Genomic DNA, 26,696 nt, shown 5'->3' with positions numbered 1-26,696 from the left:
GTTCAGCGTTCAGCGTTCAGACAAGTCTAAACCACCCACCCAGCATTTACCGCTTGCGATACTCCGCCGATAGGGCGTGTGCCTCAAGGTCTTCACTGCGCGCCAAAATAGAGGCTGTTTGCGCTAAGGTCGATGCGCCCTGAGGCGAGGCAAAGATAATTGAGCTGCGCTTTTGAAAATCGTACACCCCCAAAGGTGACGAGAAACGCGCCGTACCCGAAGTCGGTAAAACATGATTGGGGCCAGCGCAGTAATCACCCAAAGCTTCGGGGGTGTGGCGACCCATAAAGATCGCACCGGCGTGGCGAATGCTGGGCAGCAATGCCTCTGGATCTTCCACCGACACCTCAAGGTGTTCGGGAGCAATTCGGTTTGACAGCGCAATCGCCTCATCCATATCCGCCACTTTAATCAGGGCACCGCGACCGGCGAGCGATTCGGCAATAATCGTCTGGCGCGACATGGTGGGCAGCAAACGTTGCATTGCCGCTTCGACCTGATCTAGGAAGACGGCATCGGGGCTGACCAAAATAGATTGCGCCTGCTCGTCGTGCTCGGCCTGACTAAACAAGTCCATGGCAATCCAGTCCGGGTCGGTTTGCCCGTCACACAGCACTAAGATTTCGGACGGGCCGGCAATCATATCGATCGCCACCTGGCCAAACACAGCGCGTTTAGCGGTGGCGACAAAGATATTACCGGGGCCGACAATTTTATCGACCTTGGTGATGGTCTCGGTGCCATAGGCCAACGCTGCCACCGCTTGCGCACCTCCGATAGTAATCACCCGATCCACACCGGCAATTTTAGCTGCCGCTAGTACCATATCGTTCAGTTCACCGTCGGGCGCGGGCACCACCATGGTCAACTCATCCACCCCGGCAACTTTGGCCGGAATAGCGTTCATTAATACCGAAGACGGGTAGGAGGCTTTGCCACCGGGAACATACAGTCCCACTCGCTCCATCGGAGTAATTTTTTGCCCCAACACCGTGCCATCCGCCTCGGTGTACTGCCACGATTCTTGCCGCTGGTGTTCGTGGTAAGCGCGCACTCGGCGGGCAGCCTCCTCTAAGGCCTGTCGCTGTTCCGGGGCAATGGCGGCCAAGGCGCTGTTCAACGTATCGGCCGCTACTACAAACTCTGCCATGGAGCCGGCATCGCGGCGGTCAAAGCGATTGGTGTATTCCACCACAGCCGCATCGCCGCGCGCTTTGACCTCGGCGATAATGTCGTCAACGACCTGAGCCACGTTATGATCAGACACCGAATCCCACGCCAGTAAGGCGTCCAGCTTGGCACTGAAATCGGGAGTTTGGCTATCGAGTCGGGTGATCATAAGTTAACGCTCTTGTAAAAGGTCTATGGCTGGCGCAATCTCAGTCGCGCTGTACGGCAGTCGCAATGCCATCAATAATGGCCTGAATACCTACGTGCTTCATTTTCATCGAGGCTTTATTGACGATCAAGCGTGAACTGATGTCGGCAATGTGCTCGCGCGACTCCAGACCATTGGCTTTGAGGGTGTTCCCGGTATCGACAATATCGACGATTTCATCGGCCAAGTTCATAATCGGCGCCAGCTCCATACCGCCGTAGAGTTTGATGATATCACTCTGGCGACCCTGCGCGGCGTAGTATTGCTTGGCAATATTGACATACTTTGTGGCGACGCGAATGCGCCCACTTTTGCGCGGCACACCTTTAATGGCCGCGGTCATCAGCTGGCATTTGGCGATGTGTAAATCAAGCGGCTCATACAAGCCCTCGGCACCATTTTCCATTAGGGTGTCTTTGCCCGAAATACCCATATCCGCCGCACCAAACTGCACATAAGTGGGCACATCGGCGCCGCGCAACACTAACAGCTGCACGTCATCGCGATTGGTGGGAAATACCAGCTTGCGGCTTTTATCGATATCCTCTTGCGGGGTAATACCGGCCGCTGCAAACAGAGGTAAAGTCTCTTTTAAAATACGCCCTTTGGTCAGGGCGATGGTAATCATTTGGCTCATGTCAGACTCATTGTTGCCTGTCGCAACATCAGTTGGGCACGCGGCGAATATTCGCCCCGAGCGCTTGCAGTTTCTCTTCGATGCATTCGTAACCGCGATCGATATGATAAATGCGATCCACTAAGGTGGTGCCATCGGCCACCATGCCCGCAATCACTAAGCTGGCTGAGGCACGCAAGTCCGTCGCCATAACCGGCGCGCCTTTTAGTGACTCGACGCCCTCGATTATGGCGGTATTACCCTGCAGGTTGATTTTGGCACCCATACGGTTTAGTTCGTGCACCTGAATCAATCGATTTTCAAAAATCGTTTCGATCACCGAGCTTGAACCTTCGGCTACCGCATTCATGGCGGTGAACTGGGCCTGCATATCGGTTGGGAAAGCCGGATAAGGCGCTGTTTTCAAGTTAACCGCTTTAGGGCGATTACCCTTCATATCAATACTGATCCAGTCCAGACCAGTTTCGATATGCGCGCCGGCCTCTTCTAGTTTCAGCAGCACGCCTTCGAGTATATCCTCGCGCGTGTCTTTTAATCGTACTTTGCCACGGCTGGCAGCGGCCGCCACCAAATAGGTTCCAGTCTCAATGCGGTCAGGCATAATCTTATAATGACAGCCGGCAAGTGATTTCACCCCGTCAATAATCATGGTTTGAGTGCCAATACCTTCGATATTGGCCCCCATAGCCACCAGACAGTTGGCCAGGTCGACTACTTCCGGCTCGCGAGCGGCGTTTTCCAGTACGGTGCGGCCCTCGGCCAACACAGCGGCCATCAGCAGGTTTTCGGTGCCGCCCACGGTTACAGTATCCATCAGGATATGAGCGCCTTTTAAGCGACCGTCACTGCGGGCACGGATATAACCCTCGTCCACTTCAATAACCGCTCCCATCGCCTCCAGACCGCGCAGGTGAATATCCACCGGACGCGAGCCAATGGCGCAACCGCCGGGAAAGGAGACGTTGGCGACGCCGTAGCGGGACAACATTGGCCCCAACACCAAAATCGAGGCGCGCATGGTTTTCACCAGCTCGTAGGGCGCGGTAAAGTCATTGATGCTGTTGGCATCAATCTCAACCGACATGCGCTCATCCACCGTGACACCCACTCCCATACAGCGCAGCAGAGCCAACATGGTGGTAATGTCATTCAGATGCGGCAAGTTCGAGATATGCATCGGGCTGTCGGCCAACAAACTGGCCGCAAGAATGGGCAGGGCCGAATTTTTCGAACCCGAGATGCGAATTTCACCGTTCAGCGGGCCGCTGCGGTTAATTAATAGTTTATCCATGATTGCTATTGTGCCTGCTCTGGGGTCAAGGTCTGCATGTGCACGGCGTGAATTTCTCCACTGGCAATCATGTCATTCAATACAGCGTATACCATCTGTTGTTTTTTTACCGGACTCTGGCCGGCAAACGCTGGGCTAACCACTCGCAAATGGACGTGATTACCCTCAATTCGGACTTCGGCCTGGCTGTCAGGCACGGCGTTTTCGATCATCGCCTTGATTTGCTCAGCTTGCATTGCAATCCCCATAGGGCAAGGCCGGCACCAAGGGCACCGGCAGGTTGTCTTAGGGCGGGAATATTACCGGATTAAGCCACCAGAATCACGCCCAGCGGCTAGATTGGAGAGTTTAGGCTTCGCTGGCATCCCAGTTGGCCACGACCTTGGCGACATCGCCGTCGTATTTATTGGCTAATTGCTCGAACTGGCTGGCAAAGGATGAACCTAAATTGGCCCCGTTAAGAACCACGTTAATCAACTTCCACTCGCCACTTTTGTTTTTCCCCATAGTGTAAGACAACTTATGTACCGACCCCTGATGCTTGACCTGTTGCTTAACCGTCACTCGGCGTTGCTCGCCAACCGGCTCATCGGGCTTCAACACTTGGATGTCACTGTCGGCGTAAGTGGCAATGCCTTTAGCGTAAGAGGCTACTAGCCCGGTTTTGAACTTTTCGGCGAATTCCTTTCTCAACTCAGCACTGGCAGATTTGTAGTAATCCCCCATTACGACACGAGCTATATAGTCAAAAGCCACAACGGGGTCCAGCGCCGCGAGAACTTCCGCGTCGTAGCTGGCCTTATCGCCACCGTCATTCTTGGCCTTGGCCGCAGCGACCAGTTCATCGGTCACATTTTCGACGACTTGGTACGGGTCAGCCGCCTGTGCATTGACCGATACCGCCAACATTAGAGCTGTTGCCCACAAGCCGAGACGACCGATAATGGATTTCAAGCCTTCTGTGCTCATTACACGCTTCCTTTATCTGATAAAAATTCAAAAAAAATGGCGACGACGACAATTGCCGCGCAAGGCGTAACACTATACCATCTCACCTCGCTGCAACCCACTTATAAAGCGGTATGCAACTGCGCCTTTTGGCGCCGCCCAGTATAAACTGAGCAAAACCCACAATCTGAGATTCAACCCACACCCTGAGAGCCCTCTATGACCGACCTCTGGCTACCCGCGCTACTCGTACTGGTAGGCTTCGCCGGCCTGATTTGGAGCGCCGATAAATTTGTTGGCGGTGCCGCCGCGTTAGCGAATAACTACGGTGTTTCAAAGCTAATCATTGGCCTAACCATTGTGGCTCTGGGCACCTCTGCACCGGAAGTACTAGTCTCCTTAAATGCATCTTTGCAAGGTCAAGGCGACTTGGCTATTGGCAACGCCTTGGGGTCCAACCTCGCCAATATAGGCTTGGTACTGGGTGCGACTGCGTTAATCGCCGCACTGCCGGTACAAAATCATTTACTTAAAACCGAAATGCCGGTTTTACTATTGATCACCGCGCTGGCAGGTTGGTTCCTTTGGGATGCGCACTTATCCCGAGGTGAAGGCGTTGCACTTCTCCTTGCCCTACCCTGTGCTATGGCGCTGATTATCTGGAGTAAACGTCACCACCCGGAAGAGATCGACGACGACATCCCCAACATGAGCCGAGGACGGGCTCTGTTCTGGTTTGTGTTTGGCCTGGCCGCTCTGGTGGTGAGCTCGGATATTCTCGTGCGCGGCGCCAGCGACCTTGCTCTTCACTTTGGAGTTAGCCCCCTGGTCATTGGGCTGACCGTCGTCGCGGTGGGCACCAGCCTACCCGAACTTGCCGCCTCGGTAACCAGCGCTCTCAAAGGCCATCACGATATCGCCATTGGCAATGTTATCGGCTCCAACCTATTTAATTTATTGGCAGTTATGTCGCTGCCCGGTGTGATTGCCCCTCTGGCTATGGAGCCGGCGGTATTTCACCGAGATTATCTCGCCATGGCGGCATTAACGGCCCTGCTCGCCCTAGCTTTACTGGTCAGCGCTTTTGTTTACCGCCGCCGGGGAGGCCCCCGACTGGGCAAACTGATGGGTGTTGTGTTTCTTGCGATATACGCAGGCTACTACTTTATTCTTCTCGGCTGATAGAATAGGAACAGAACCGCTGACTAAGAGTAACGAAAAGCACTTATGACCGACTTTGACTTTATCGCTTCGGCTAAACGCACCATTGAGCAGGAGGCCCTTTCGGTCGCAGCCTTGGGCCAGCGCGTCAACGGTAACTTCGCCCGGGCCTGTCAACTTATGCTCGGCTGTAAGGGGCGCGTTATCGTTTCCGGCATGGGGAAATCCGGCCATATGGGCAAAAAAATTGCCGCGACACTGGCCAGCACCGGCACCCCAGCCTTCTTTATGCATCCCGGCGAGGCCAGCCACGGCGACCTCGGCATGCTAACTCGCGATGATATTTTGCTGCCCATTTCTTACTCGGGCAACTCCAGCGAGCTGATTACTCTTCTGCCCCTGATCAAGCGCCTAGGGGTTCCCATGATTGCCCTAACCGCCAACCCCGACTCCACCTTAGCCAAGAGCTGCGACATTCATCTATCAATTGAAGTTGAGCGCGAGGCTTGTCCATTGGCACTAGCCCCCACGTCCAGCGCCACAGTCACCACCGTCCTGGGCGACGCGCTGGCCATCGCCTTGCTGGAAGCGCGCGGTTTCACGGCCGAAGATTTTGCCTTCTCACACCCGGGCGGCACACTGGGGCGCAAGCTACTGCTCAAGATCGAAGACCTGATGCACACCGGCCCCCAGCTACCCATCTCCAGCCCCGAGGACTGCCTGTCAAAAGCTCTGCTAGAGATGAGCAGCAAAGGCTTCGGCATGACCACCGTACTCCAAGACGATAAGCTCATCGGTATTTTTACCGACGGAGACCTGCGCCGCCAAATAGATAAGGGCATTGATATTCACTCTGCCATCATGCGTGACATCATGACCCCCAACCCCACGACCATCGCCCGTGACACCTTAGCGGCTGAAGCCTTAAAAGTGATGGAAGAAGCCAAGATTACCGCACTGGTGGTCACCGAAGGCGACCGGGCCTGTGGCATCTTACATATGCACGACCTTTTGCGGGCGGGTGTGGTCTAATGCCCTCAGGTACAAGTACTTACTTATGACTCAACAAACACTGGCACTGGCCAAACAGATAAAATTGCTGATTCTCGATGTCGACGGTATTCTGTCCGATGGCAAGCTTTACTATGACAATCACGGCAACGAGATGAAAAGTTTTTGCACCCAAGACGGACAAGGCATTAGGAGCTTGCAAAAGTACAGTGATGTCCGAGTTGCCATTATCACTGGGCGCAAGAGCGAGATCGTCGCCCGGCGCGCTAAAGAGCTGGGGGTAGATTTGGTGATACAAGGCCGCGAAGATAAATGGCAAGCGCTGCAAGAGGTGTTTGACCAGCTTAATTTAAAACCCGAAGAAATTGCCCACATGGGTGATGACTGGCCCGATTTATCCATCATGACACGCGTGGGCCTGGCCCTAACCGTTCCCAACGCGCACGCTTCGGTAGCTGAATACGCGCACTGGGTCAGTCACCGTAACGGCGGCGATGGCGCCGTACGCGAAGCGTGCGATTTACTCCTGCAAGCGCAGGGGCACTATCGCGCGGCCATTGGCCAGCACTTACCGCCAGAGCAAGCTTAATGCGACCTCGTCAACCGCGATCCTGGATTATTACCATTGCGCTGGTCAGCGGTTTGCTGTACAGCGCCTTGCAATACTCACCCAACGATTTAGTAAAAGGCGCCGGCGAGACGAGCACCCCAGATTTTCCCGAGGTTTATCTAGTAGAAATGACCGATCGCTCATTCGATGACAGCGGCCGACTGACCCACACCCTTAAAGCGCGCCAAGTCACCTACTTTAAAACCGCTGATACCACCGAGGGTTATATTGAGCAACCGGAACTCACTTTTCTGAGTGAGAATTCCAGTCACCCCTGGCACCTAGTCGCCAACCAGGGAATAGCGGATATTGAACAACAGACTCTTCAGCTAAGCGGCACCGTCAACGCTTATAGCGAGCATCCACGCTACGGCCGACTGGATGTCACTACCGAAGATCTCTTAGTAAACACTCACGAGCAAATTGCCACAACAGATAAACCTGTTACCATGCAAAGCGCTCGCGGCACTACCAGCGCCGTCGGCTTATCCGCCGATCTCGACTCAGGTCGTGTGGCACTGCTGTCTGAGGTAAAAGGTATTTATGCTCCCGACTAAAAGGCTTCCCGCTAAACTGAAGCACTGCGTACTCACTGTGCTATTGGCAATCGTCAGCACAACTGCTTTTGGCCTACCCAGTGATCGCGAGCAAAATTTTGAGCTGCAAGCGAACCAGCAAACGTTCGATCAGAAAAATGGTCGTGTTACATACACTGGCGAGGCCCGCCTACAGCAGGGCTCACTGATCATCCGCGCCAACACCATTGTGGTTCAATTCGATCAAGACAATAGCGTTGAACAAATCACTGCCGAGGGCTCACCCGCCCACTTTGAGCAGCAACCGAGCATTGATCGCGGCGTGGTTAGCGCTAAGGCGGGCATTATTACCTACAACAGTGCCAACAATACCGTATCGCTAAGTAAAGGCGCTTTACTGGAGCAAGACGGCGCGGTTATGCAAGGTCATGAGATTCGCTACGACATCAACCGCGAACTGGTCAGCGCCGAAGGCGATCATGAATCTGACCAACCCATTCAAATGACCATCCCCCCGGCACTGATAGAGCAGTAATATGTCGACACTACGCGCAGATAATCTGGCCAAAAGCTATAAAGGGCGCCAAGTCGTCATTGATGTTTCCCTAAGCGTATCAAGCGGCGAAATAGTCGGCCTCCTCGGCCCCAACGGGGCGGGGAAAACGACTTGCTTTTACATGATTGCCGGCCTGGTTCGCGCCGATAAAGGCAAAGTGGCCATCGACGATCAATCCCTGACACATATGCCCATCCACGGGCGTGCCCAAGCGGGTATTGGCTATCTACCACAAGAGGCTTCAGTATTTCGTAAATTATCTGTCGCGGATAATATTCTCGCCATATTGCAAACTCGCAAGGAGCTTTCTAAAGCCGAACGCGAAGAGCAGTTAGAGTCACTACTGCAAGAGTTCCACATCACCCACATTCGCGACAGCCTGGGCATGGCTCTGTCAGGCGGTGAAAGACGGCGGGTAGAAATAGCGCGTGCCCTTGCCACCGACCCTAAGTTTATCCTCTTAGATGAACCCTTTGCCGGGGTCGACCCTATCTCCGTCAGCGATATCCAACAGATTGTCCTCCACTTAAAAGACCGCAATATCGGTATACTGATTACCGACCACAATGTCCGTGAAACCTTAGGTGTATGCGAAAAAGCGTATATCGTCAGCGAAGGGCATATCATCGCCGAAGGCAGTTCAGAACAAGTACTGAACAATGCGAAAGTGCGCAAAGTTTACCTTGGCGAGCATTTTATGCTCTAAAAGCCGGTTCGCCACCTTGACATATACTTAATTCTCCTTGTTAGGCATAAAGATTGCTAGGAGCTATTGCTTGGGGGCGACATGCTGACTAAACTCAAACCATAGTCTGCAAGATCGTACTGAAGAAGCCATGAAACAATCGTTACAATTAAAACTGGGCCAACAGCTCACTATGACCCCCCAACTGCAACAGGCGATTCGTCTGCTGCAGCTGTCGACCTTGGACCTCCAGCAGGAGATCCAAGAGGCGCTGGATTCCAATCCCATGCTGGAAACCGAAGAGAACAACGAGCCTAGCACCGAGGCGGAAAAAAAATCCGAACAAGAAGCTGCTATTAATGAGACCAGCAGCCTCACTCAAGAATCCGCCAAAGCCACTGAAACCGAACCTGAAAACAATGCCGAGGGCGATTGGAACGAAGAAATCCCTCAGGACCTCCCGGTGGACACCAGCTGGGATGATGTTTACGAGAGCTCTGCGCCGGCACTACCGGCCAGCAACTACGAGGGCGACGACTCAGATTTCGAAAGCCGTCGAGGCAGTACTGAAACACTGTACGACCACTTAATGTGGCAACTCAATTTAACACCGATGTCTGAGCGCGATGAAATCATCGCACTGGCCATTATTGACGCTGTAGAGCCCAGCGGGCTGCTGAGCGTTACTCTGGAAGAAATTTTTGAAGGCTTAGCACCCAACTTCGAAGAACTTGAACTGGATGAGGTGCAAGCTGTACAGCACCGATTGCAACAATTCGATCCATCGGGAATCTGCAGCGAGAATTTAGAGCAGTGTCTGTTGGTTCAGCTGACCCAATTTGCCGCCGACACACCTTTTTTGGATGCCGCCAAGCAAATCGTTCAACAATATCTCCCCATGCTCGCCAGCCGCGATTACCGGCAATTAATGCGCAAAACACGCTTAAAAGAGCCAGAGTTAGCGCAGGCGGTTGCCCTAATCAAAACCCTCAACCCCCACCCGGGTGACGCTATTGACACTCGCGAAACCGAGTATGTCGTGCCCGACGTATTTGTCGATAAACGCGAAGGGCGCTGGACCGTTGAGCTTAATCCGGATATAGCTCCCCGGTTACGAATCAACTCCGATTACGCATCACTGGTTAAAAGAGCCGATTCCAGCAGCGAAAACACCTTTTTGAAAAACAATTTACAAGAGGCCCGCTGGTTTCTAAAAAGCTTACAAAGTCGTAACGAAACCCTGTTGAAAGTCGCCACCTGTATTGTGGAAAAGCAACGAGGATTTCTGGAGTATGGCGCAGAAGCCATGAAACCCTTGGTGTTACACGATATCGCCGAGTTGGTAGAAATGCATGAGTCGACCATTTCGCGGGTGACTACGCAGAAATATATGCACACCCCCCAGGGTATTTTTGAGCTGAAATACTTTTTTTCATCTCACGTCAGCACCGATTCAGGCGGTGAGTGTTCGTCTACTGCAATCCGCGCTATCATTAAGAAATTGGTGGCAGCCGAAAACTCGAAAAAACCACTCAGCGACAGCAAAATTACCGACATGCTGGCCGAGCAGGGAATAAGGGTCGCACGGCGAACGATTGCCAAGTATCGAGAGTCGCTCAATATTCCACCATCAAATGAACGTAAAAGCATTGTCTGATACAGTCTGTTTATGCACCGGTGGCACTATTGCGGCCGGCTGGGTGGGATAGGCCCACCCTGATTCAGGAGGATAGCTATATGCAAATAAACATCAGCGGTCATCACATTGAGGTAACCGAAGCAATTGAAGAGTATGTTCATAATAAATTTGCAAAGTTAACGCACCATAATGACCTCATCACTAGCATTAATGTTTTTCTCACTGTGGAAAAACTAACCCAAAAAGCTGAAGCGAGCATACATGTCAGCGGCAAAGACATTTTTGCTAATGCAGACTCCGAAGATCTCTACACCGCCATTGACGCCCTTACCGACAAGCTTGACCGTCAAGTGATCAAACACAAAGAAAAGCTGAAAAGCCACAGATAATACTCATGGAAATCTCTCAAATATTATCCCCAGAACGCACCCTATGCCATATCGAAGGGGTCAGTAAAAAGCGCGCACTAGAGATACTCGCCAATACCATTGCCGAGAACTCACCCATGCTCGACGCCGATGACGTATTTCGGCGTTTAATCGCGCGGGAGAAGCTCGGTTCTACCGGTATTGGCCATGGCATCGCCATCCCCCACTCACGCATACCAGGTTGCGACTGTACATTGGGCGCACTAATCACCTTAAAAGACCCCATTGACTTCGATGCAATGGATGGTGAACCGGTCGATGTATTATTTGCCATGTTGGTTCCCGAGGAGTCATGTGACGAACACTTAAAAACGCTGGCCGCGCTGGCCAGCGCGCTTAATGACAATCAGTTTCGCCAGGCATTGCGGTCTGCGCAAAACCCGCAAGCGCTTTTTGCCGCTGCCACCCAGTCACCAGCAGGCTAACCACTATGCATTTGGTGATTGTCAGTGGTTTGTCGGGCTCGGGGAAAAGTACCGCGCTAAACGCGCTGGAAGATGCCGGTTATAACTGTATCGATAACTTACCGGTAAGCCTGCTGCCTGCGCTAATCACTCAAATTCAACTGCACAAAGACGCGGACAATCAAAATTTTGCCATTGGCATCGATATTCGCGACGCTTGGCAAGACTTAGAAATTTTCCCCTCAATGGTAGGACATCATAAAGATGCTCACCTACCCTTTACCGTTGTCTTTCTAGACGCTGAAACCAAAAAAATTGTGCAGCGGTTCAGTGAAACTCGACGTAAACACCCACTGAGTGACAAACATCGCCACTTGACCGCAGCAATTGAAACCGAACACCAGTTACTTGAGCCCATGCGAGATGCGGCAGATCTTGTCATCAACACTACGGATCTAAACCTGCATCAGTTGCGCGAGCTGATTAAATCTCGTATTGCCGAACCTCACTCAGATGGCATGGCAGTATTATTTGAGTCATTTGGCTTTAAACACGGCCCGCCCAACAATGCCGACATCGTGTTTGATGCACGCTGCCTACCCAATCCGCACTGGAAGCAAAGTCTACGCAGCCAAACTGGACGCGACGTCGATGTTATTGATTTTCTAGATTCAGAACCGCTAGTACAAGACATGCTACAAGATATAACCCACTTCTTAGGTCGCTGGTGGCAACACTACCAAGCTAATAATCGCAGCTATATTACTGTCGCTATTGGCTGTACCGGCGGTCAGCATCGTTCGGTCTATTTATGCGACAAGCTACAACAACAATTCTCAGGTGAACTGGACAATGTGCAGGTTCGTCACAGAGAATTAGACGCGCCACAATAGAGCCTCCCATGCCAACCCGAGTTGTGACCATAATTAACCGCAAGGGCTTACACGCCAGATCCGCCGCCAAATTGGTGGCCGTGGCCAATCAATACGACTGCCAAATCGAACTGACCTGCGAAGGTAAAAATGCCAATTGCCACAGTGTTATGGCGCTGATGATGCTCGCGGCCGGGTTGGGCAAAGAATTACACATCGCCACTTGTGGCGACAATGCCGATCAGGCGCTGGAAGCCATCTGCTCATTAATTGAGTCGGGCTTTGAAGAATTGGACGAAGACACACCATGAACGATCAAGATCAAGAGCACGACCTAGAGTTTGATGACCTACCGAGCAAGTCTCAACGCAAACGCGAGATGCACGCTCTGCAAGCACTGGGGCAGGAGCTGACGGAATTAAGTGATAGCCAACTGCTAAGCCTCGACCTTCCCAGCGAAGTGCTGGAGGCCATTCAAGAGATGCACCGCATCAGGCAGCGGGAGGCTCGCCGTCGACACCTTCAGTTTATCGGCAAGGTCATGCGTAAGGTAGACGGCGAACAGGTTAGACAACAACTGGACAATCTAAACGCCAAGCATTCACTCAACACTCAGCGTCAACATCAAGTGGAGAATTGGCGCGACCAGCTTATCGACGGCAACCCGGACACATTGCAACAATTTATTAGCGATCATCCCGATGTCGACATCCAGCATTTAAGACAATTGGTTCGAATGGCGCAAAAAGAGAAAAGCCAAGCGAAAGCTCCTGCTCATGCCCGCAAATTATTCCGCTACTTGCGTGATACTGTGCTGGCACACCAATAATTTAGAAACTCAAAAACGGTATCAATCATTCGCAGCACTATCAGCCACGCCTAAAAATTCCGTTTGCGGATCATCCCAGTCACCGGTAATTGCGTAGCGAACACTGGTGACCTTATTCATTTGCTCCTCAAACAGTTTACTGATAACAAACACACCAGCTGCAGCCGGCAAACCTGCAGCAAGAGCTGCAATAACTGTCAGATTACCGGTCATCGGCAAAGTGGCGACCAGCCGAGTATCCAAAGTTTGCGCCACCATGTCCACACTGCCTGTCAACTCCATTCGGCTTGAAGGGCTCTGCAACTGAAAGGCTTTTGTAATATTAAGCTGCCCCTCATCAAACGCCACTTGCCCGGTAATACTGTCAAACGCCAAACCACTTTTATACAGGTCAGAAAAATCCAACCTTGCCCGGCGCGCTAAAGAATCGAAATTAAATAATCCTAAGAATTTCAGCAGCCCATCACTGGCACCGGCACTGTCACGTAAATAACGTCCCTGCCCCAATTTCACATCGAGTTGGCCCGATACTGTTTCTAAATCGACATCCGTCGGCAATGCCGGCCAAGTAAAGTCCATTCTGTACAAAGCATCTTGGCTCTCCAGGCTGGGAGGAGCACCCCATGCCTGCAAAGTTTTCGACATATTGGCGACCTTAAGCTCGGCGGCCAACGCAGTCTGAGGAGCTTCACCCAACGTCCAATCTAGGGTAGCACCAGCACCGTTGATACCCTTCACTTCCATACCACGGATTTCGCCTTTAATATCAGTGAAAGCCAATTTATCCTTACTGGGCTGAAGGTTAAAAGACCACTGGCCATAATCCTTATCGGCCAGCCGTAACGAGTCGATACTCACCTCTGCATCCGGCCAAGTGTGTGTGTTGGTCAACTCCAGTGATTTGTCGCCCCCCTCACCTTCCAGTAATTCAGCGGGAACATTCAAACTATTTATGACAATACGCATCGGCTCAGACGCTAGTATTGGCCAATAGAGTTCGCCATTTATTGCGTTATTATTAATAAGAAAGTCCCAGCCACTTTCAAGCTGTCTCGCCCTTAAACGTAAGTCAGTCAGAGCAATTGCACCAAGAGGCTGTCGATGTATTAGCAAGTCTGTAGAGATTGGTATCTGGCTAGAGGCTACTTGCGGCTCATTTAACTCACCGAGCATGCGCTGTTCGTAGCCTCTATACTGACTCAAAACATTCTGCCAGGTAGCAATATCTATTTGCTCTACCCTGCCCGATATATGTAAGCCAGGGGTCGATGGAAACTCAGGCTCAGCGGCAAGCCCAACCGCACCACTAATCAATGCTTTTTCGTCCTGTTCAAAGTGCAACATCGCTCGAACTTGATCTAAATAGTGAACATCGACAAAGGTAGTCTCACTGCCCATTATATAATTGACCACCGCCGTACCAGGTTCACCACGCTCTTTACCCAAAGGAGTGGGCAAGTTAACCGCCGCTTCGGTCAAATCTGCATGTACTGAAATAGCCGCCAGGCGTTGATCCTCTCTCGACTCAGCGGTTTCATCACCATGATTGAGCTCCACCGATAAACGCAAAGGCATGGTTCCATCGGCAAACAAGAGTCCCGGCTGTTCACTCCAGTGCGCCAACTGATCTGCGCTGGCGCTGCCTTGCGCCTCTATAATCGTCAGCAGCCCACTCTCATTCGTAGCGCTGCGCATTGCAACTTGTAGCGGATGACCAAAAAGTTGAGCGGTTAAATCTTGCGTTTGAATGCCAGCTTTATCATCGTATCGAATACGGCCTTTAACATCATCCAGCTCGAGGGCTAAATTATCGAGGTCAAAACTGGAAGCTTGAACATTGACATCAACGGCGTAGTGTCCACCTGCTGCTTGCTCCTGCAAGGGTATCGCAATATCAATAGCCGCCTGTATTTCCCCGTGCAAGTACCAGCTATCCATTTGATCGCCCACGTACTCGCGCAATACACTTTGGCGTAATATGCGCAAACCATCACTAGCAATACCATCCACGTGCCCGACGATGGTTAACAATGCCCCCTCGCCCGCAGGGTTATCATTCAATATCACTTCGGCATCGATTACTTCACTATTATAAATTCGGCCCGATGCGATCCGCACGTAGACATCATCATTGTCGACCAACAGACTACCCTGTGTGTCATGCACTTCAGGCCAGTTATCTTGATAATGAAACGAGGCCTGATCTATATTCAGGCTGAGTGCAACATTGTGCGCCTCTGGAGCACCATCATTAAGCACGCCGCGATAAATAAATTGCGCCTGCTTCGCAATACCTGCATTCGTTTTGCCAACTCCTTGCTCAATATACTCACGTAAAGATTCAGGTAAGACAATTGGAATGTATTTTTTATACTGCTGAGCTGCTACCTGCTGCGCTGTCGCACTGATGGTAAGCTCAATCGGTCCTGAGTTTCGCTGATAAGGTAAGTGCAAGTGAAACTGCCCCTGCAACTGCTCAGTACCATCCGAGGCGGTGATTTCGCTAGAGTACACATCTATGACATTTTGCTCCGGACGCAATAGCCAACTCACTTGGCCCTGAGCACGATTAAACTGCATGGGTTGCTCATAGACCCCCTCAAACAACACAGAAAAATTATCTCGAGCATCGAGATGTACCACGCCCTGCCGAGCATTAGCTGTAATGTAACCCGACACACCCGTTGCCCCAGGAGCTCCATTCCAGCTACCCACGTCAATATTGTCACTGAACGCTGTCAGCTGCCATAAAGCGGGCTGGCCTGCGGGCATTACAAACTGTAAATTGTGTAATCGACCATGAGGGTCAAGTGATAAAGCTAAATTTTCTAACTGGCCATCGGGCTCAAAAAAATTACCCCCCAATAGCACCTGGGTCAGCCACTGGGGATTAAGCTCATTTATGCGCAGGGTTGTGGGGGAGCGAGCACCGCTTTTAATCGCTAATAGTGCCAAATCCGTTTGGGCTTTGCCCTGGGCGGTCACCTCCAGAGATGAAACCCCAAGCTGCCAGTGATTCAAATCACTGACGTAACCGGAAAGATCAGCGTTAACCGCTTGTAAATCCAACTCCCCGTTAGCCACAGGAATCACAGTGTTCGACAAACTCAACTCCCCAACCACTTCAAAGGCAGAGTTGCTCTCGGTTTTATTAAGCCAAATACCGGCATTCAAGGTGCCTTGTAAATCGCCCCGACCTAGGTGTTTATTTACGAATTGCGCAGTGAGCACATCGGCGGGTGTACTTAAGGGGAAGTCTCGAAATTGTATATAACTGGCCACGGTTGAATCAGGCTGGCGAGGATCACCTGAAGACTCCATGACAATAAAGAGTGCATTTTTGTTTTGCTCAACATCGACACTGATTAATAGCCGATGAAAATCATTGCGGTTCTCCACCAATACTCTGGGGGACTGCAAAGTGATGGTATCACCGTTTTGAAATTTAAAATGTAGTTGAGTATGATCAAAATTAATTCGACGAGCGGCTAGCAACATATCCATTAATTTTTGATTGTCACCGCTGCTGGTTTTTGAGGCCTCTTCGCTAACGGCTTTCTCGCTCAACATCCAATGTCCAGCTTCGCTTTGATTAACGGTCAGTGAGCCACCACTAAAAGCCACGTTGCTCCACACCGGCTGAAAATTCAGCAGGGAAGCAATTAAATCTAATCTTAACTGTGCTCGCGCAATTTCCCCCAACAATGTACCGTCGTCATCCTCCAGCCGGATGCCCTGGGCAATGACCGATGGTTGAAGTCCATCCCACTGAGCCTCTAGAGAACTCAATGTCACCTGGGCCTTGGCTTGCACTGAAAGAGCAGTTGCGATTTCATCGCGATAATCGGATATTAGGTATGAAAAGTTTCGACCCAGCTGCACAACGACGGCCAACACAATCACTAAGATTGCCAGCAGAAGGTAGAATTTACGCAATATAAATCTTAGCGCATGAAACATGAGTAAATACCGTCCGTCCTCATTGCCATGTCACCGTCGGCATTAAACCAGCACAATGTCATACTGTTCCTGATTAAACAGCGGCTCGACTTGAAACTCGATCGTGCGCTTAATAAAAGACTCCAAATCAGCAACGTAAGCCGCCTCTTCATCCAGCAGCCGATCCACTACATTTGACGCAGCCATCACCAAAAACTTCTCATTATCGTAAGCACGGGCCTCACGCAGTATTTCGCGAAAAATTTCATAACAGATGGTTTCTGCTGACTTCAACTCACCTCTCCCCTGACAGACGGGACAGGTCTCACACAGCATTTGCCCTAGGGATTCACGAGTTCGCTTGCGCGTCATCTCAACCAAACCGAGCTCTGACACACCTGTGATTTTGGTTTTGGCGTGATCTTTTTCGAGAGACTTTTCTAAAGCTCGAATAACCTGACGCTGGTGCTCAACATCTTGCATATCGATAAAGTCGAGAACAATAATACCACCAATATTGCGTACCCTAAGCTGCCGGGCAATTGCAGTAGCCGCTTCCATATTGGTTTTAAAAATAGTTTCTTCTAGGTTGCGACGCCCCACAAAAGCTCCGGTATTAACATCAACCGTAGTCATCGCTTCAGTTTGCTCTACAATTAAATAGCCACTGGATTTAAGTTGCACATGGGTGTTTAAAGCTCGTGCAATTTCATCCTCAATGCCGTACAAGTCCATTAGAGGGCGTTCACCCTGATAGCATTCAATACTGTTGATCAATTGCGGGCAGTATTCATTAGCAAACTCTCGCATCTGCGACCAACTTTGACGTGAATCCACCCGAATCTTTTCAATCGGACGCCGTGCCAAATCGCGCAATGAACGCAAAGCGAGATGCATATCTTCGTATACCACAGACGGTACGTTGCAAGCGCCCATTTTGGTCTGAAGCCCTTGCCATAATTTTTTTAAGAACGGAATATCTGCGATAACCGAATCACTGCTAATACCCTCCGCGACCGTTCGAACGATAAATCCACCTTTACTGTCATCGTCTTTAACCGCCTGCTCAACCGCATTTTTCAGACGGGCTCGCTCCGCTTCATCGTCGATACGGATGGATACACCTATATGATAACTATTGGGCATATACACTAAATAGCGTGAGGACAAGGTGATATGGCTGGTTAAACGCGCACCTTTAGTACCAATAGGGTCTTTACTGACTTGAACCAGTACGGCTTGCCCCTCTCGCACTAAGGTGCGAATATCGGGCAAATCGGAATGCCTATCGCCATCGGCAGATTCCGGTATTAACTCTTGCGCGTGAATAAAGCCGGTACGTTCTAAACCTATATCAACGAAAGCGGCCTGCATACCGGGTAAGACCCTAACCACCTTTCCTTTATAGATATTCCCAACAAAGCCTTTGTTGTGCGTTCGCTCAACGTGTAGCTCTTGTAGTACACCGTTTTCCACCAGCGCTACACGAGTCTCAACCGGCGATACATTGATCAGAATTTCTTCGCTCACGAGTCGCTCTCATTCACGTTGGCTGCGCTAGCAGCATTACCCCATACGGGAATATTGTACTGAGCTAACAGGTTCTGAGTCAGCTCTAGAGGCAAGCCTACGACTGACGAGTAACTGCCCTCGATTGCCGTGACAAATACCGCCCCCAGCCCCTGAATGGCATAACCACCCGCTTTATCCTGAGGCTCTCCTGTGTACCAGTAGCGCTCGATCTCGGCTGCAGTTATTTCCCTAAAGGTAACCCAAGTAGTCGACAGCGCCAGTCGCTGCTTAACGCCATCGGTCAGGGCCACAGCGGATAACACTTGGTGCCTTACACCAGACATAGAGGTTAACATTTGCGCGGCATGGGACTGATTATGAGGTTTTTCCAACACCTGACCATTAAGCACCCCCAGTGTATCAGCCCCTAAAACTACCGCCTGTTCTTTTGGGTTCAGGTTGGCCAGCCCAGCTTGAGCTTTTTCCAGAGCTAAACGCTGTACATAAGCTTCGGGGGACTCCTCCGACCGGCGCTGCTCTTCCACATCAATAGACACCGAAGTGAATGCCACTCCGATTTGACGCAATAATTCGCGCCGACGTGGTGAGCCTGACGCCAGCACTAAGGCAGGTGGTGTGTCGTGCTCAGGCATAATGTGGTCCTAAATTTGTCGTGCAATACGATAATAACGACGCAAAACATCCATGACCAGCGATAGCAGGGGCCAAACACTGGCGCTGGCCAATGCTGGCAACAAAAATTGCCACCCAGTGATTTCGCGCCCCGCCAAAGATTGCACCCAGCCGGAAATCGCTTGACCCAAAGCGACTAAACAAAGTATCCACAAAGCCTCTTGCCAGCGGGCAAAGTGCCGAACGCGCCGACATGAACGTAAGCACAGATAGGCAACTACCACAAATATCAGTGCATGCTGACCGAGCGGAACTCCAACCACAATATCCTGCATAAGACCCAGCAGGAACAATAGCGTCATAGAGGCGCTCTGCGGTAAAACAAATACCCAGTAGATTGCCACTAGCAGCACAAACTGCGGGCGCAATACACGGTACTCCAGAGCGAGCGGGTAAATATCCAATAAAAAAGCGAGTAGCAAAGAGCTAAACAGTAATAGATAGGTTGGAAAACGTTCGCGAACCATAGCGGTTAACGCTCCGCTTGCTTAGTATCAAACACCAACAATACGTTGCGCGCTCGATCCATTTGCGCCATAGGTTTGGCATAAATATCAGCAAAGGGCTGGCCAGGATCACGGCTCACCCGATTAACTGTCGCCACAGGGTATCCTGCAGGAAAACGCTGCCCTAGGCCTGAGCTGACAAGTAAGTCGCCCTCTTGAATATCAGTAGTGTTCGATACATGACGCAACTTCAGCATCCCCAAATCACCCGTGCCCTCAGCGATAGTACGCACACCATTGCGATTCACTTGCACAGGCAACGCATGGGCTGGATCAGTCAACAGTAACACCCTGGCGCTGTGGGGGCTGACCTCAACCACTTGCCCCAACAAGCCGTTGGCATCGAGTACAGGTTGGCCAGAAAAGACCCCATCTAAAGTGCCGCGGTTTAGTATTAGAGTATGACTTAACGGATTGGGCGACACCCCAATAAGCTCGGCCACCAAGACATCATCTTTAAGTAGCTCGGTGGCGTTAAGCAATTGCCGCAGGCGCACATTCTCAGCCGACAGGGATGCCAACTGCTGTAGTTTGCGCTTATGTATGAGGAGTTCGGTTTGTAAACGTTTATTTTCTTGCAGCAACTCACCGCGCGCGACAAATGTCTCTTGCCGCCAATGATTAATCCGACGGGGCCAGTCAGTTACTTGGTAGAGAGGCTTGGCGAAATCAATTAATTGACTTCGCGGCTTATCGAGGACGTCTGTATACAGACCGAGCAAAATCAATACGATGGCCAAAAGACCAAACAGCACAAATCGCGAACTGACCGCTGGGCCTTTGGTAAACAGCGTTTTAATGGCTATTGCTCCAAGGTTTTAGCCTGCATCACAAAGACACAGGCTCGGTGGTAACATTAGGAGGACAGCAGGTCGATATTGCGCTTGTCGTTCATTTCCATTGCGACACCGCCGCCTCGAGCCACACAGGTTAGCGGATCTTCGGCCACCACAAACGGTAAGCCGGTTTCGTTGGCCAACAAACGGTCGATATCACGCAGTAAAGCGCCACCACCGGTGAGCACAACACCACTTTCGGCAATATCGGAGGCCAACTCTGGTGGCGACTGCTCAAGAGCACTCTTTACAGCCTGCACTATTCCAGCCAGCGGCTCTTGTAATGCTTCCAATACCTCATCGCTATTGAGAGTAAAGCTGCGCGGCACACCTTCGGCCAGGTTGCGACCACGCACATCGATTTCTCGCACCTCAGAGCTAGCGTAAGCACAACCCACTTCTTGCTTGATGCGCTCAGCCGTGGCATCGCCAATAATACTGCCATAGTGGCGTCTTACGTAATTGACAATAGCCTCGTCAAAACGATCCCCACCGATGCGCACAGAGTCAGAATAAACCACGCCATTGAGGCTGATTACGGCAATTTCCGTGGTGCCACCGCCAATATCCACCACCATGGAGCCACTTGCCTCGGCTACTTTTAAGCCAGCACCTATTGCGGCGGCCATTGGCTCCTCGATCAAGCGAACCTCCAATGCACCCGCACCTAACGCCGATTCGCGAATGGCTCGCTTCTCCACCTCTGTTGAAAGACAGGGCACACTGATCAGTACTCTGGGGCTAGGGGCAAACCAGCTGTTTTCATGCACCTTGCGAATAAAATGCTGAAGCATTTTCTCGGTGACCTGAAAATCGGCAATTACACCGTCTTTTAAAGGACGAATTGCGGTAATATTACCCGGTGTACGCCCCAACATGCGCTTAGCTTCTGTGCCCACGGCCTCCACTATTTTTTGACCATTGTGATGTCGAATGGCCACAACGGAGGGCTCGTCCAGTACTATGCCTCTGCCCCTGACATAAATAAGAGTGTTAGCTGTACCGAGATCGATGGATAAATCGTTGGAAAATGCGCCGCGAAGATATTTGAACATGAGAGTAGCTGGCCTTGGATACTAAGCGAGCCCGAGGCTTAACTTAAGCCCCGAGCCGACAATTATGTGTCTGTCCGATGACCCCATAGGGGCCCCATTTAACGTGTTACACGAATAATCTGTGATTAATAGCCACTACCTTATTAAGAGATACTAACCACAGACAGCTCGCTAATGCTGGCACTCTATCAACGGCAGGGATTTAGAGCAAGGCGCAAATGTGATAACTTTAGCGCCTTTTTGGGGTTTATCGACATTTTCGCCGAATTTAACCTCGGCAGGCGGTAGATTCGACCGTAAAATGACCAACAGAGCGGTAAAATACAAGTTTTGCCGCCACAACTGGATTTTGGAGCAGACACCCATGGCTGTAGATCAGTCCGATATAGAAAAGCTGGCCGAACTTGCGCGCCTGCAAATCTCAGAAGAAGCGGCGGCCGAAACCGCGCAAAGCATTTCCCAAGTGCTGGAGCTGGTGGATCAACTGCAAGCGGCAGACACCCAAAACGTTAAGCCCATGGCCCACCCGCTGGATGCCGTACAGCGCTTGCGCGCTGACGTAGTCACCGAAACCGATCAGCGAGAATCACTACAAGCCATGGCGCCAGCCACGCAAGATGGCCTTTACTTGGTACCTAAAGTGATCGAGTGATCATGCGCTCAAATTGACGACCAAAACGACACACACTTACAGCCCTTAAACCAAGGACACTGTTCATGCACAGCAAAACTATTGCCCAGCTGATAAGCGGCCTGCGCAACAAAGAATTTTCCAGTGTAGAGCTCACGCAACACTTTTTAGATCGTATTGCGGCACACGATGATCGCTACAACAGCTTTATCACCCTAACCGGCGATATCGCCTTGACGCAGGCTCAGGTTGCCGACCAGCGACTGGCGGCAGGCGACGCCCCAGCCCTGTGCGGCGTTCCCATTGCTCATAAAGACATCTTTTGCACCAAGGGTGTACGCACTAGTTGCGCCTCTAAGATGCTCGACAATTTTATTGCCCCTTACGATGCCACCATTGTCGAGAATTATCAGCAAGCCGGTGCCGTTATGCTCGGCAAAACCAATATGGATGAGTTCGCCATGGGCTCATCGAATGAAACCAGTTATTACGGGCCGGTGAAAAACCCCTGGAACACCAACTGTGTCCCTGGGGGCTCCTCTGGCGGCTCTGCAGCGGCGGTAGCGGCGCTTCTCGCACCTGGCGCCACCGCCAGCGACACTGGCGGCTCTATTCGCCAACCAGCAGCACTATGCGGCCTTACCGGGATTAAACCCACCTATGGTCGGGTATCGCGCTACGGCATGATTGCATTTGCCTCCAGCCTAGACCAGGCCGGCGTACTCACCCGCTCTGCGGAAGATGCGGCCATTATGCTTAACACCATGGCAAGCTTTGACGCTAAAGACTCCACCTGTGTCGATCAACCGCTAGAAGATTACACTCAAGGCCTCGCTGCCAGTTTAAACGGTTTAACCATTGGCATTCCCGATGAGTACTTCGGCGAAGGCCTAAACCCCAAAACCGCCGAAGCTGTGCAAGCTGCCATTAAGACCTACCAGTCACTGGGCGCAACCATCAAACCCATCAGTCTGCCGCACACCCATCTAGCAGTGCCGGCTTACTATGTGATTGCACCGGCCGAGTGTTCTGCCAACTTATCACGCTTTGACGGGGTGCGTTATGGACACCGTTGCGAGGACCCCAAAGATCTTGCCGACCTGTACAAACGTTCGCGCGGCGAAGGCTTTGGCAATGAGGTCAAACGCCGTATTTTAGTCGGCGCCTACGCCTTATCTGCCGGTTATTACGACGCCTATTACAACAAAGCCCAGCAAGTGCGACGCCTGATCAAACAAGACTTTGTCGAGGCTTTTGCTGATGTCGATGTCATTCTCGGCCCCACCGCGCCCAACCCCGCGTTTGAATTTGGCGCCAAGGGCGGCGACCCGGTGGCCATGTACCTGGAAGACATCTACACCATTGCCACCAACTTGGCGGGGCTACCCGGCCTATCCATTCCCTGCGGCCTAATCGATGGCAAACCCATCGGCCTGCAGCTCATTGGCAATTATTTTGCCGAGGGCAAACTGCTTAACGTCGCACATCAATTCCAGCAGGCCACTGACTTTCATCAGCAAACGGCCCCCGCAACAGCGTAAGAGGTAGATAATATGGAATGGGAAACGGTTATCGGGCTGGAAATTCATGTACAACTTTCCACCCAATCGAAAATTTTTTCTGGCGCGAGTACCGCATTCGGGGCAGCGCCTAACTCTCAAGCCTGTGCGGTCGATTTGGCCATGCCCGGCACATTGCCGGTGGCCAACGAGCAGGCGTTTAAATTTGCCGTTATGTTCGGCTTGGCCATGAACGCCGATATTGGTAAACGTTCAGTGTTTGAGCGCAAAAACTACTTTTACCCAGACTTACCCAAAGGCTATCAAACCACACAATTGGAGGAACCCATTGTTGGCCCTGGCGTCATAGAGGTCGAACTGGCCAGCGGTGAAACTAAATCGATTCGATTGCACCACGCGCACCTAGAAGAAGATGCGGGAAAATCCCTGCACGAAGATTATCACGGCATGAGCGGTATCGACCTTAACCGAGCCGGCACGCCACTGATTGAGATCGTCTCGGAACCCGACATGCGCACGGCCGAAGAAGCCGTGGCTTACTTAAAGAAAATTCACTCTATTATTACCTATCTGGGAATTTCTGACGGCGATATGTCGCAGGGGTCTATGCGCTGCGATGCCAATGTGTCCGTGCGCTTAAAAGGCGAGGAAAAACTCGGCACTCGCTGCGAGATTAAAAACATTAACTCGTTTAAATTTGTGGAAAAAGCCATCAATATTGAGGCTGCCCGGCAAATTGACCTTATTGAAGACGGCGGCTCCGTGGTTCAAGAAACCCGTTTATTCGACGTCGACAAAAGCGAAACACGCTCTATGCGCAGCAAAGAAGTGGCCAACGACTACCGTTACTTCCCCTGCCCAGATTTGCTTCCCGTTATACTCGACGACGACTATATCGAGACAATTCGAAACACCCTACCTGAACTGCCCGATGCCAAACGCGACCGCTTTGTGAGCGAACATGGTCTATCTAAATACGACGCGGCAGTACTCACTACAGATCGCCCCACGGCAGATTTTTTTGAAGCCGTCGCCAAAGGCTCGGGCGAAGCTAAGCTTGCCGCCAACTGGGTAATGGTGGATTTAGCGGCCTACTTAAACAAGTCAGAGACGACACTGGCCACCTGCCCGGTTAATGCCGAACAATTAGCCGGCTTAATCAGTCGTATCAAAGATGGCACTATCTCGGGGAAAATTGCCAAACAAGTGTTCGAAGCCATGACCAATGGCGAAGGCGATGCCGATACGATTATTGACAAGCACGGTCTAAAACAAGTCTCTGATACCGGCGCCATTGAAAAAATGGTGGATGAAGTCATTGCCAACAACCCCGCACAGGTGAATAACTACAAAAATGCCGACGATAAAAAACGCCCCAAAATGCTGGGCTTTTTTGTCGGACAAATCATGAAGGCCAGTAAAGGCCAAGCCAACCCACAAGCCGTTAACGAAATACTACTGAAGAAGCTGGGCGAACAATGACATTGAAAAAAGACAAACAAAAAGTACTGGGTGAAGTGTTTGATGACGAACGCATTAAAGGCTTTTTAAACTACCCCGCCCCGGCGGGCATCAGCCACGACTATCACTTGCTAGAAAAAGCCTACCGCGGCATGAAGGCTGAAAATTTTGCCACCTTTGTCGACTTTTTTCTGGCGGCAGGCTACAGCTTAAACACACTGGGACCAGAGGGGAAAACCCTTTTGCAAACAGTCAAGCAACACCGCCACGGTGAGCCATATGTGGCCATACTAGAAAAGGCTGGCGCCCAGTAAGTGCAAGGCAACCCATCACACGCACTGGACCACTTAAGCCGCGGGGCGAGGTTAATGCTCGCCCCGGGGTTAAAACGGTTTATTATCGTACCGCTGCTGACCAACCTACTGGTCTTTATCGGTACAACGCTAGTGCTTATTTCGGCTTTTAGCGATTTCTTGTCGCTTCTGATGGGGTGGCTGCCGGGCTGGCTGGAGTTTCTGGCTTGGCTACTTTGGGCGATTTTTGCTGTGGCCGTTTTGTTTATTTATGGCTATAGCTTTAATGTTATTACTAATTTAATAGCGGCCCCTTTTTACGGTATTTTAGCGGAAAAAATTGAGCAAAAGCTAACCGGCACTGCACCGCCAGAAGAAAGTTGGGCTGCGTTAATACCTCGCACACTGGGACGCGAGCTGATAAAACTTTGGTATTTTTTCACCCGCGGGTTATTGATTTTATTATTGATTTTCGTCAGCTGGTTTATCCCTGGGGTAAATCTTATCGTACTGGTCGTTTCAGCCTTATGGGCCGCTTGGTGCATGGCCGTGCAATATGTCGACTACCCCGCTGACAATCATCAAACCCCCTTCCCTGAGTTGCGCCGACGACTGCGCCACCCCACCTTAACCAGCTATTCATTCGGCGGCCTGATCATGCTTGCCAGCATGGTTCCTGTAATTAACATCTTTGCCATGCCCATTGCGGTGGCTGGTGCCACCGTTTTTTGGGTGACTGAATTAGAAGCTGGTGGCAAACAATCCAACACTGACTAATCGCGGAAATTATTGTACTGCAAGGGCTGCTCAATATCGGAGCTGCGTAAAAAGGCAATGGCCGATTGTAAGTCATCGCGTTTTTTGCCAGTTACCCGCAGCTGATCGCCCTGTATTTGTGTTTGCACTTTGAGCTTTTGCTCTTTAATCATTTTGACGATTTTCTTCGCCAAATCGGTTTCGATACCGGTTTTAACCACCACCTCTTGAATCACCAACTTGCCACTGGGGCGCGCCGGCTGACTGTCAAGGCAGGCAATGTCGATGCTATTTTTCATCGCTGCGCTTTGCAAAATATCCAGCATTTGCTTGAGCTGAAAGTCACCTTCGGCGGTCATGGTGACGGTATATTCTTTCAGCTCAAACTTTGCCTCCACGCCTTTAAAGTCGTAGCGGCCTGTCACCACTCTATTGGCCTGATCAACCGCATTGGTCAGGTTATGTTTATCGACTTCTGAAACCACATCAAACGATGGCATAACAACCCT

29 protein-coding genes are annotated in these 26,696 nt (G+C 51.2%); 17 read left to right on the top strand and 12 right to left on the bottom strand.

Going from position 1 to position 26,696, the window contains the following annotated elements; genetic code table 11:
* Nucleotides 1-46: 46 nt before the first annotated feature.
* The 5 genes from hisD to Q4526_RS05330 form a co-directional block, all read right to left on the bottom strand.
* Nucleotides 47-1,339 (bottom strand): histidinol dehydrogenase, encoded by a 1,293-nt coding sequence (hisD, locus tag Q4526_RS05350; protein ID WP_215975860.1) that lies wholly within the window; start codon nucleotides 1,337-1,339, stop codon nucleotides 47-49.
* A 40-nt stretch (nucleotides 1,340-1,379) separates the two neighbouring features.
* A complete protein-coding gene (hisG, locus tag Q4526_RS05345) occupies nucleotides 1,380-2,006 on the bottom strand; it encodes an ATP phosphoribosyltransferase (RefSeq protein ID WP_303604044.1) in 627 nt (208 codons plus the stop codon).
* A 37-nt stretch (nucleotides 2,007-2,043) separates the two neighbouring features.
* On the bottom strand, nucleotides 2,044-3,306 hold the full coding sequence (gene murA / locus Q4526_RS05340) for a UDP-N-acetylglucosamine 1-carboxyvinyltransferase (RefSeq protein ID WP_215975858.1): 1,263 nt from the start codon (nucleotides 3,304-3,306) through the stop codon (nucleotides 2,044-2,046).
* A 5-nt stretch (nucleotides 3,307-3,311) separates the two neighbouring features.
* Nucleotides 3,312-3,542, bottom strand: coding sequence for a BolA family protein (locus Q4526_RS05335; RefSeq protein ID WP_215975857.1), 231 nt, complete (start codon nucleotides 3,540-3,542; stop codon nucleotides 3,312-3,314).
* 112 nt (nucleotides 3,543-3,654) lie between these two features.
* Nucleotides 3,655-4,275, bottom strand: coding sequence for a phospholipid-binding protein MlaC (locus Q4526_RS05330; RefSeq protein ID WP_215975856.1), 621 nt, complete (start codon nucleotides 4,273-4,275; stop codon nucleotides 3,655-3,657).
* Nucleotides 4,276-4,473: 198 nt separating this feature from the next.
* Here Q4526_RS05330 and Q4526_RS05325 point away from each other — a divergent pair, with 198 nt between their 5' ends.
* The 12 genes from Q4526_RS05325 (at nucleotide 4,474) to yjgA (ending at nucleotide 12,985) form a co-directional block, all read left to right on the top strand.
* Nucleotides 4,474-5,436 carry a calcium/sodium antiporter gene (locus Q4526_RS05325; protein ID WP_215975855.1) on the top strand — a complete coding sequence of 321 codons (963 nt, stop codon included), beginning with the start codon at nucleotides 4,474-4,476 and terminating at the stop codon, nucleotides 5,434-5,436.
* Between the two features lie 45 nt (nucleotides 5,437-5,481).
* Nucleotides 5,482-6,447, top strand: a complete 966-nt coding sequence (locus Q4526_RS05320) for a KpsF/GutQ family sugar-phosphate isomerase (protein ID WP_215975854.1) — start codon at nucleotides 5,482-5,484, stop codon at nucleotides 6,445-6,447.
* 25 nt (nucleotides 6,448-6,472) lie between these two features.
* A complete protein-coding gene (locus tag Q4526_RS05315) occupies nucleotides 6,473-7,015 on the top strand; it encodes an HAD family hydrolase (protein ID WP_215975853.1) in 543 nt (180 codons plus the stop codon).
* Complete coding sequence (gene lptC / locus Q4526_RS05310; RefSeq protein ID WP_215975852.1) at nucleotides 7,015-7,593, top strand: LPS export ABC transporter periplasmic protein LptC; 579 nt, start codon at nucleotides 7,015-7,017, stop codon at nucleotides 7,591-7,593. The genes Q4526_RS05315 and lptC overlap by 1 nt, the downstream gene beginning before the upstream one ends.
* Complete coding sequence (gene lptA / locus Q4526_RS05305; protein WP_215975851.1) at nucleotides 7,580-8,107, top strand: lipopolysaccharide transport periplasmic protein LptA; 528 nt, start codon at nucleotides 7,580-7,582, stop codon at nucleotides 8,105-8,107. Before lptC ends, lptA begins: the two co-directional genes overlap by 14 nt.
* Nucleotide 8,108: 1 nt before the next feature.
* Nucleotides 8,109-8,834 carry an LPS export ABC transporter ATP-binding protein gene (lptB, locus tag Q4526_RS05300; protein WP_215975850.1) on the top strand — a complete coding sequence of 242 codons (726 nt, stop codon included), beginning with the start codon at nucleotides 8,109-8,111 and terminating at the stop codon, nucleotides 8,832-8,834.
* Between the two features lie 130 nt (nucleotides 8,835-8,964).
* The gene (locus tag Q4526_RS05295) at nucleotides 8,965-10,470 is read left to right on the top strand and encodes an RNA polymerase factor sigma-54 (RefSeq protein WP_215975849.1); all 1,506 of its coding nucleotides are present in this window, start codon (nucleotides 8,965-8,967) and stop codon (nucleotides 10,468-10,470) included.
* Between the two features lie 80 nt (nucleotides 10,471-10,550).
* Complete coding sequence (raiA, locus tag Q4526_RS05290) at nucleotides 10,551-10,841, top strand: ribosome-associated translation inhibitor RaiA (protein WP_215975848.1); 291 nt, start codon at nucleotides 10,551-10,553, stop codon at nucleotides 10,839-10,841.
* A gap of 5 nt (nucleotides 10,842-10,846) precedes the next feature.
* The gene (gene ptsN, locus Q4526_RS05285) at nucleotides 10,847-11,305 is read left to right on the top strand and encodes a PTS IIA-like nitrogen regulatory protein PtsN (RefSeq protein ID WP_215975847.1); all 459 of its coding nucleotides are present in this window, start codon (nucleotides 10,847-10,849) and stop codon (nucleotides 11,303-11,305) included.
* 5 nt (nucleotides 11,306-11,310) lie between these two features.
* Complete coding sequence (gene rapZ / locus Q4526_RS05280; protein WP_215975846.1) at nucleotides 11,311-12,177, top strand: RNase adapter RapZ; 867 nt, start codon at nucleotides 11,311-11,313, stop codon at nucleotides 12,175-12,177.
* Between the two features lie 8 nt (nucleotides 12,178-12,185).
* Nucleotides 12,186-12,467 (top strand): HPr family phosphocarrier protein, encoded by a 282-nt coding sequence (locus Q4526_RS05275; RefSeq protein WP_215975845.1) that lies wholly within the window; start codon nucleotides 12,186-12,188, stop codon nucleotides 12,465-12,467.
* The gene (yjgA, locus tag Q4526_RS05270) at nucleotides 12,464-12,985 is read left to right on the top strand and encodes a ribosome biogenesis factor YjgA (protein ID WP_215975844.1); all 522 of its coding nucleotides are present in this window, start codon (nucleotides 12,464-12,466) and stop codon (nucleotides 12,983-12,985) included. Before Q4526_RS05275 ends, yjgA begins: the two co-directional genes overlap by 4 nt.
* 21 nt (nucleotides 12,986-13,006) lie before the next feature.
* Here yjgA and Q4526_RS05265 read toward each other — a convergent pair whose 3' ends face one another.
* From Q4526_RS05265 to Q4526_RS05240, 6 genes are all read right to left on the bottom strand, one after another.
* Nucleotides 13,007-16,921 (bottom strand): YhdP family protein, encoded by a 3,915-nt coding sequence (locus Q4526_RS05265; RefSeq protein ID WP_215975843.1) that lies wholly within the window; start codon nucleotides 16,919-16,921, stop codon nucleotides 13,007-13,009.
* A 66-nt stretch (nucleotides 16,922-16,987) separates the two neighbouring features.
* Nucleotides 16,988-18,454, bottom strand: coding sequence for a ribonuclease G (gene rng / locus Q4526_RS05260; RefSeq protein ID WP_215975842.1), 1,467 nt, complete (start codon nucleotides 18,452-18,454; stop codon nucleotides 16,988-16,990).
* A complete protein-coding gene (locus Q4526_RS05255; protein WP_215975841.1) occupies nucleotides 18,451-19,089 on the bottom strand; it encodes a nucleoside triphosphate pyrophosphatase in 639 nt (212 codons plus the stop codon). Before Q4526_RS05255 ends, rng begins: the two co-directional genes overlap by 4 nt.
* Nucleotides 19,090-19,098: 9 nt before the next feature.
* The gene (gene mreD, locus Q4526_RS05250; RefSeq protein ID WP_215975840.1) at nucleotides 19,099-19,596 is read right to left on the bottom strand and encodes a rod shape-determining protein MreD; all 498 of its coding nucleotides are present in this window, start codon (nucleotides 19,594-19,596) and stop codon (nucleotides 19,099-19,101) included.
* Nucleotides 19,597-19,601: 5 nt separating this feature from the next.
* A complete protein-coding gene (gene mreC / locus Q4526_RS05245; RefSeq protein ID WP_303604045.1) occupies nucleotides 19,602-20,426 on the bottom strand; it encodes a rod shape-determining protein MreC in 825 nt (274 codons plus the stop codon).
* A 65-nt stretch (nucleotides 20,427-20,491) separates the two neighbouring features.
* Entirely contained in the window at nucleotides 20,492-21,526 is a 1,035-nt protein-coding gene (locus tag Q4526_RS05240; protein WP_215975839.1) for a rod shape-determining protein, read from the bottom strand.
* A gap of 364 nt (nucleotides 21,527-21,890) precedes the next feature.
* Between Q4526_RS05240 and gatC the strand changes: the two genes are divergently transcribed.
* From gatC to cysZ, 5 genes are all read left to right on the top strand, one after another.
* The gene (gatC, locus tag Q4526_RS05235) at nucleotides 21,891-22,178 is read left to right on the top strand and encodes an Asp-tRNA(Asn)/Glu-tRNA(Gln) amidotransferase subunit GatC (RefSeq protein WP_215975838.1); all 288 of its coding nucleotides are present in this window, start codon (nucleotides 21,891-21,893) and stop codon (nucleotides 22,176-22,178) included.
* 65 nt (nucleotides 22,179-22,243) lie between these two features.
* Nucleotides 22,244-23,698 carry an Asp-tRNA(Asn)/Glu-tRNA(Gln) amidotransferase subunit GatA gene (gene gatA, locus Q4526_RS05230; RefSeq protein ID WP_215975837.1) on the top strand — a complete coding sequence of 485 codons (1,455 nt, stop codon included), beginning with the start codon at nucleotides 22,244-22,246 and terminating at the stop codon, nucleotides 23,696-23,698.
* 12 nt (nucleotides 23,699-23,710) lie between these two features.
* Complete coding sequence (gene gatB, locus Q4526_RS05225; protein WP_215975836.1) at nucleotides 23,711-25,159, top strand: Asp-tRNA(Asn)/Glu-tRNA(Gln) amidotransferase subunit GatB; 1,449 nt, start codon at nucleotides 23,711-23,713, stop codon at nucleotides 25,157-25,159.
* Nucleotides 25,156-25,452: a PA4642 family protein gene (locus tag Q4526_RS05220; protein WP_215975835.1), complete on the top strand. Its 297-nt coding sequence runs from the start codon at nucleotides 25,156-25,158 to the stop codon at nucleotides 25,450-25,452. Before gatB ends, Q4526_RS05220 begins: the two co-directional genes overlap by 4 nt.
* Nucleotides 25,453-26,208 (top strand): sulfate transporter CysZ, encoded by a 756-nt coding sequence (gene cysZ / locus Q4526_RS05215; RefSeq protein ID WP_215975834.1) that lies wholly within the window; start codon nucleotides 25,453-25,455, stop codon nucleotides 26,206-26,208. It begins immediately after the preceding gene.
* On the opposite strand, the gene Q4526_RS05210 is transcribed toward cysZ, so the two are convergent.
* On the bottom strand, nucleotides 26,205-26,687 hold the full coding sequence (locus Q4526_RS05210; RefSeq protein ID WP_215975833.1) for a YajQ family cyclic di-GMP-binding protein: 483 nt from the start codon (nucleotides 26,685-26,687) through the stop codon (nucleotides 26,205-26,207). The genes cysZ and Q4526_RS05210 overlap by 4 nt on opposite strands.
* Nucleotides 26,688-26,696 lie beyond the last annotated feature (9 nt).

This window comes from Gilvimarinus sp. 2_MG-2023 (genome assembly GCF_030547685.1).
Classification (GTDB): domain Bacteria; phylum Pseudomonadota; class Gammaproteobacteria; order Pseudomonadales; family Cellvibrionaceae; genus Gilvimarinus.
The sequence above is the reverse complement of the archived record's forward strand: the minus strand, read 5'-3'. Positions and strand labels throughout refer to the sequence as shown.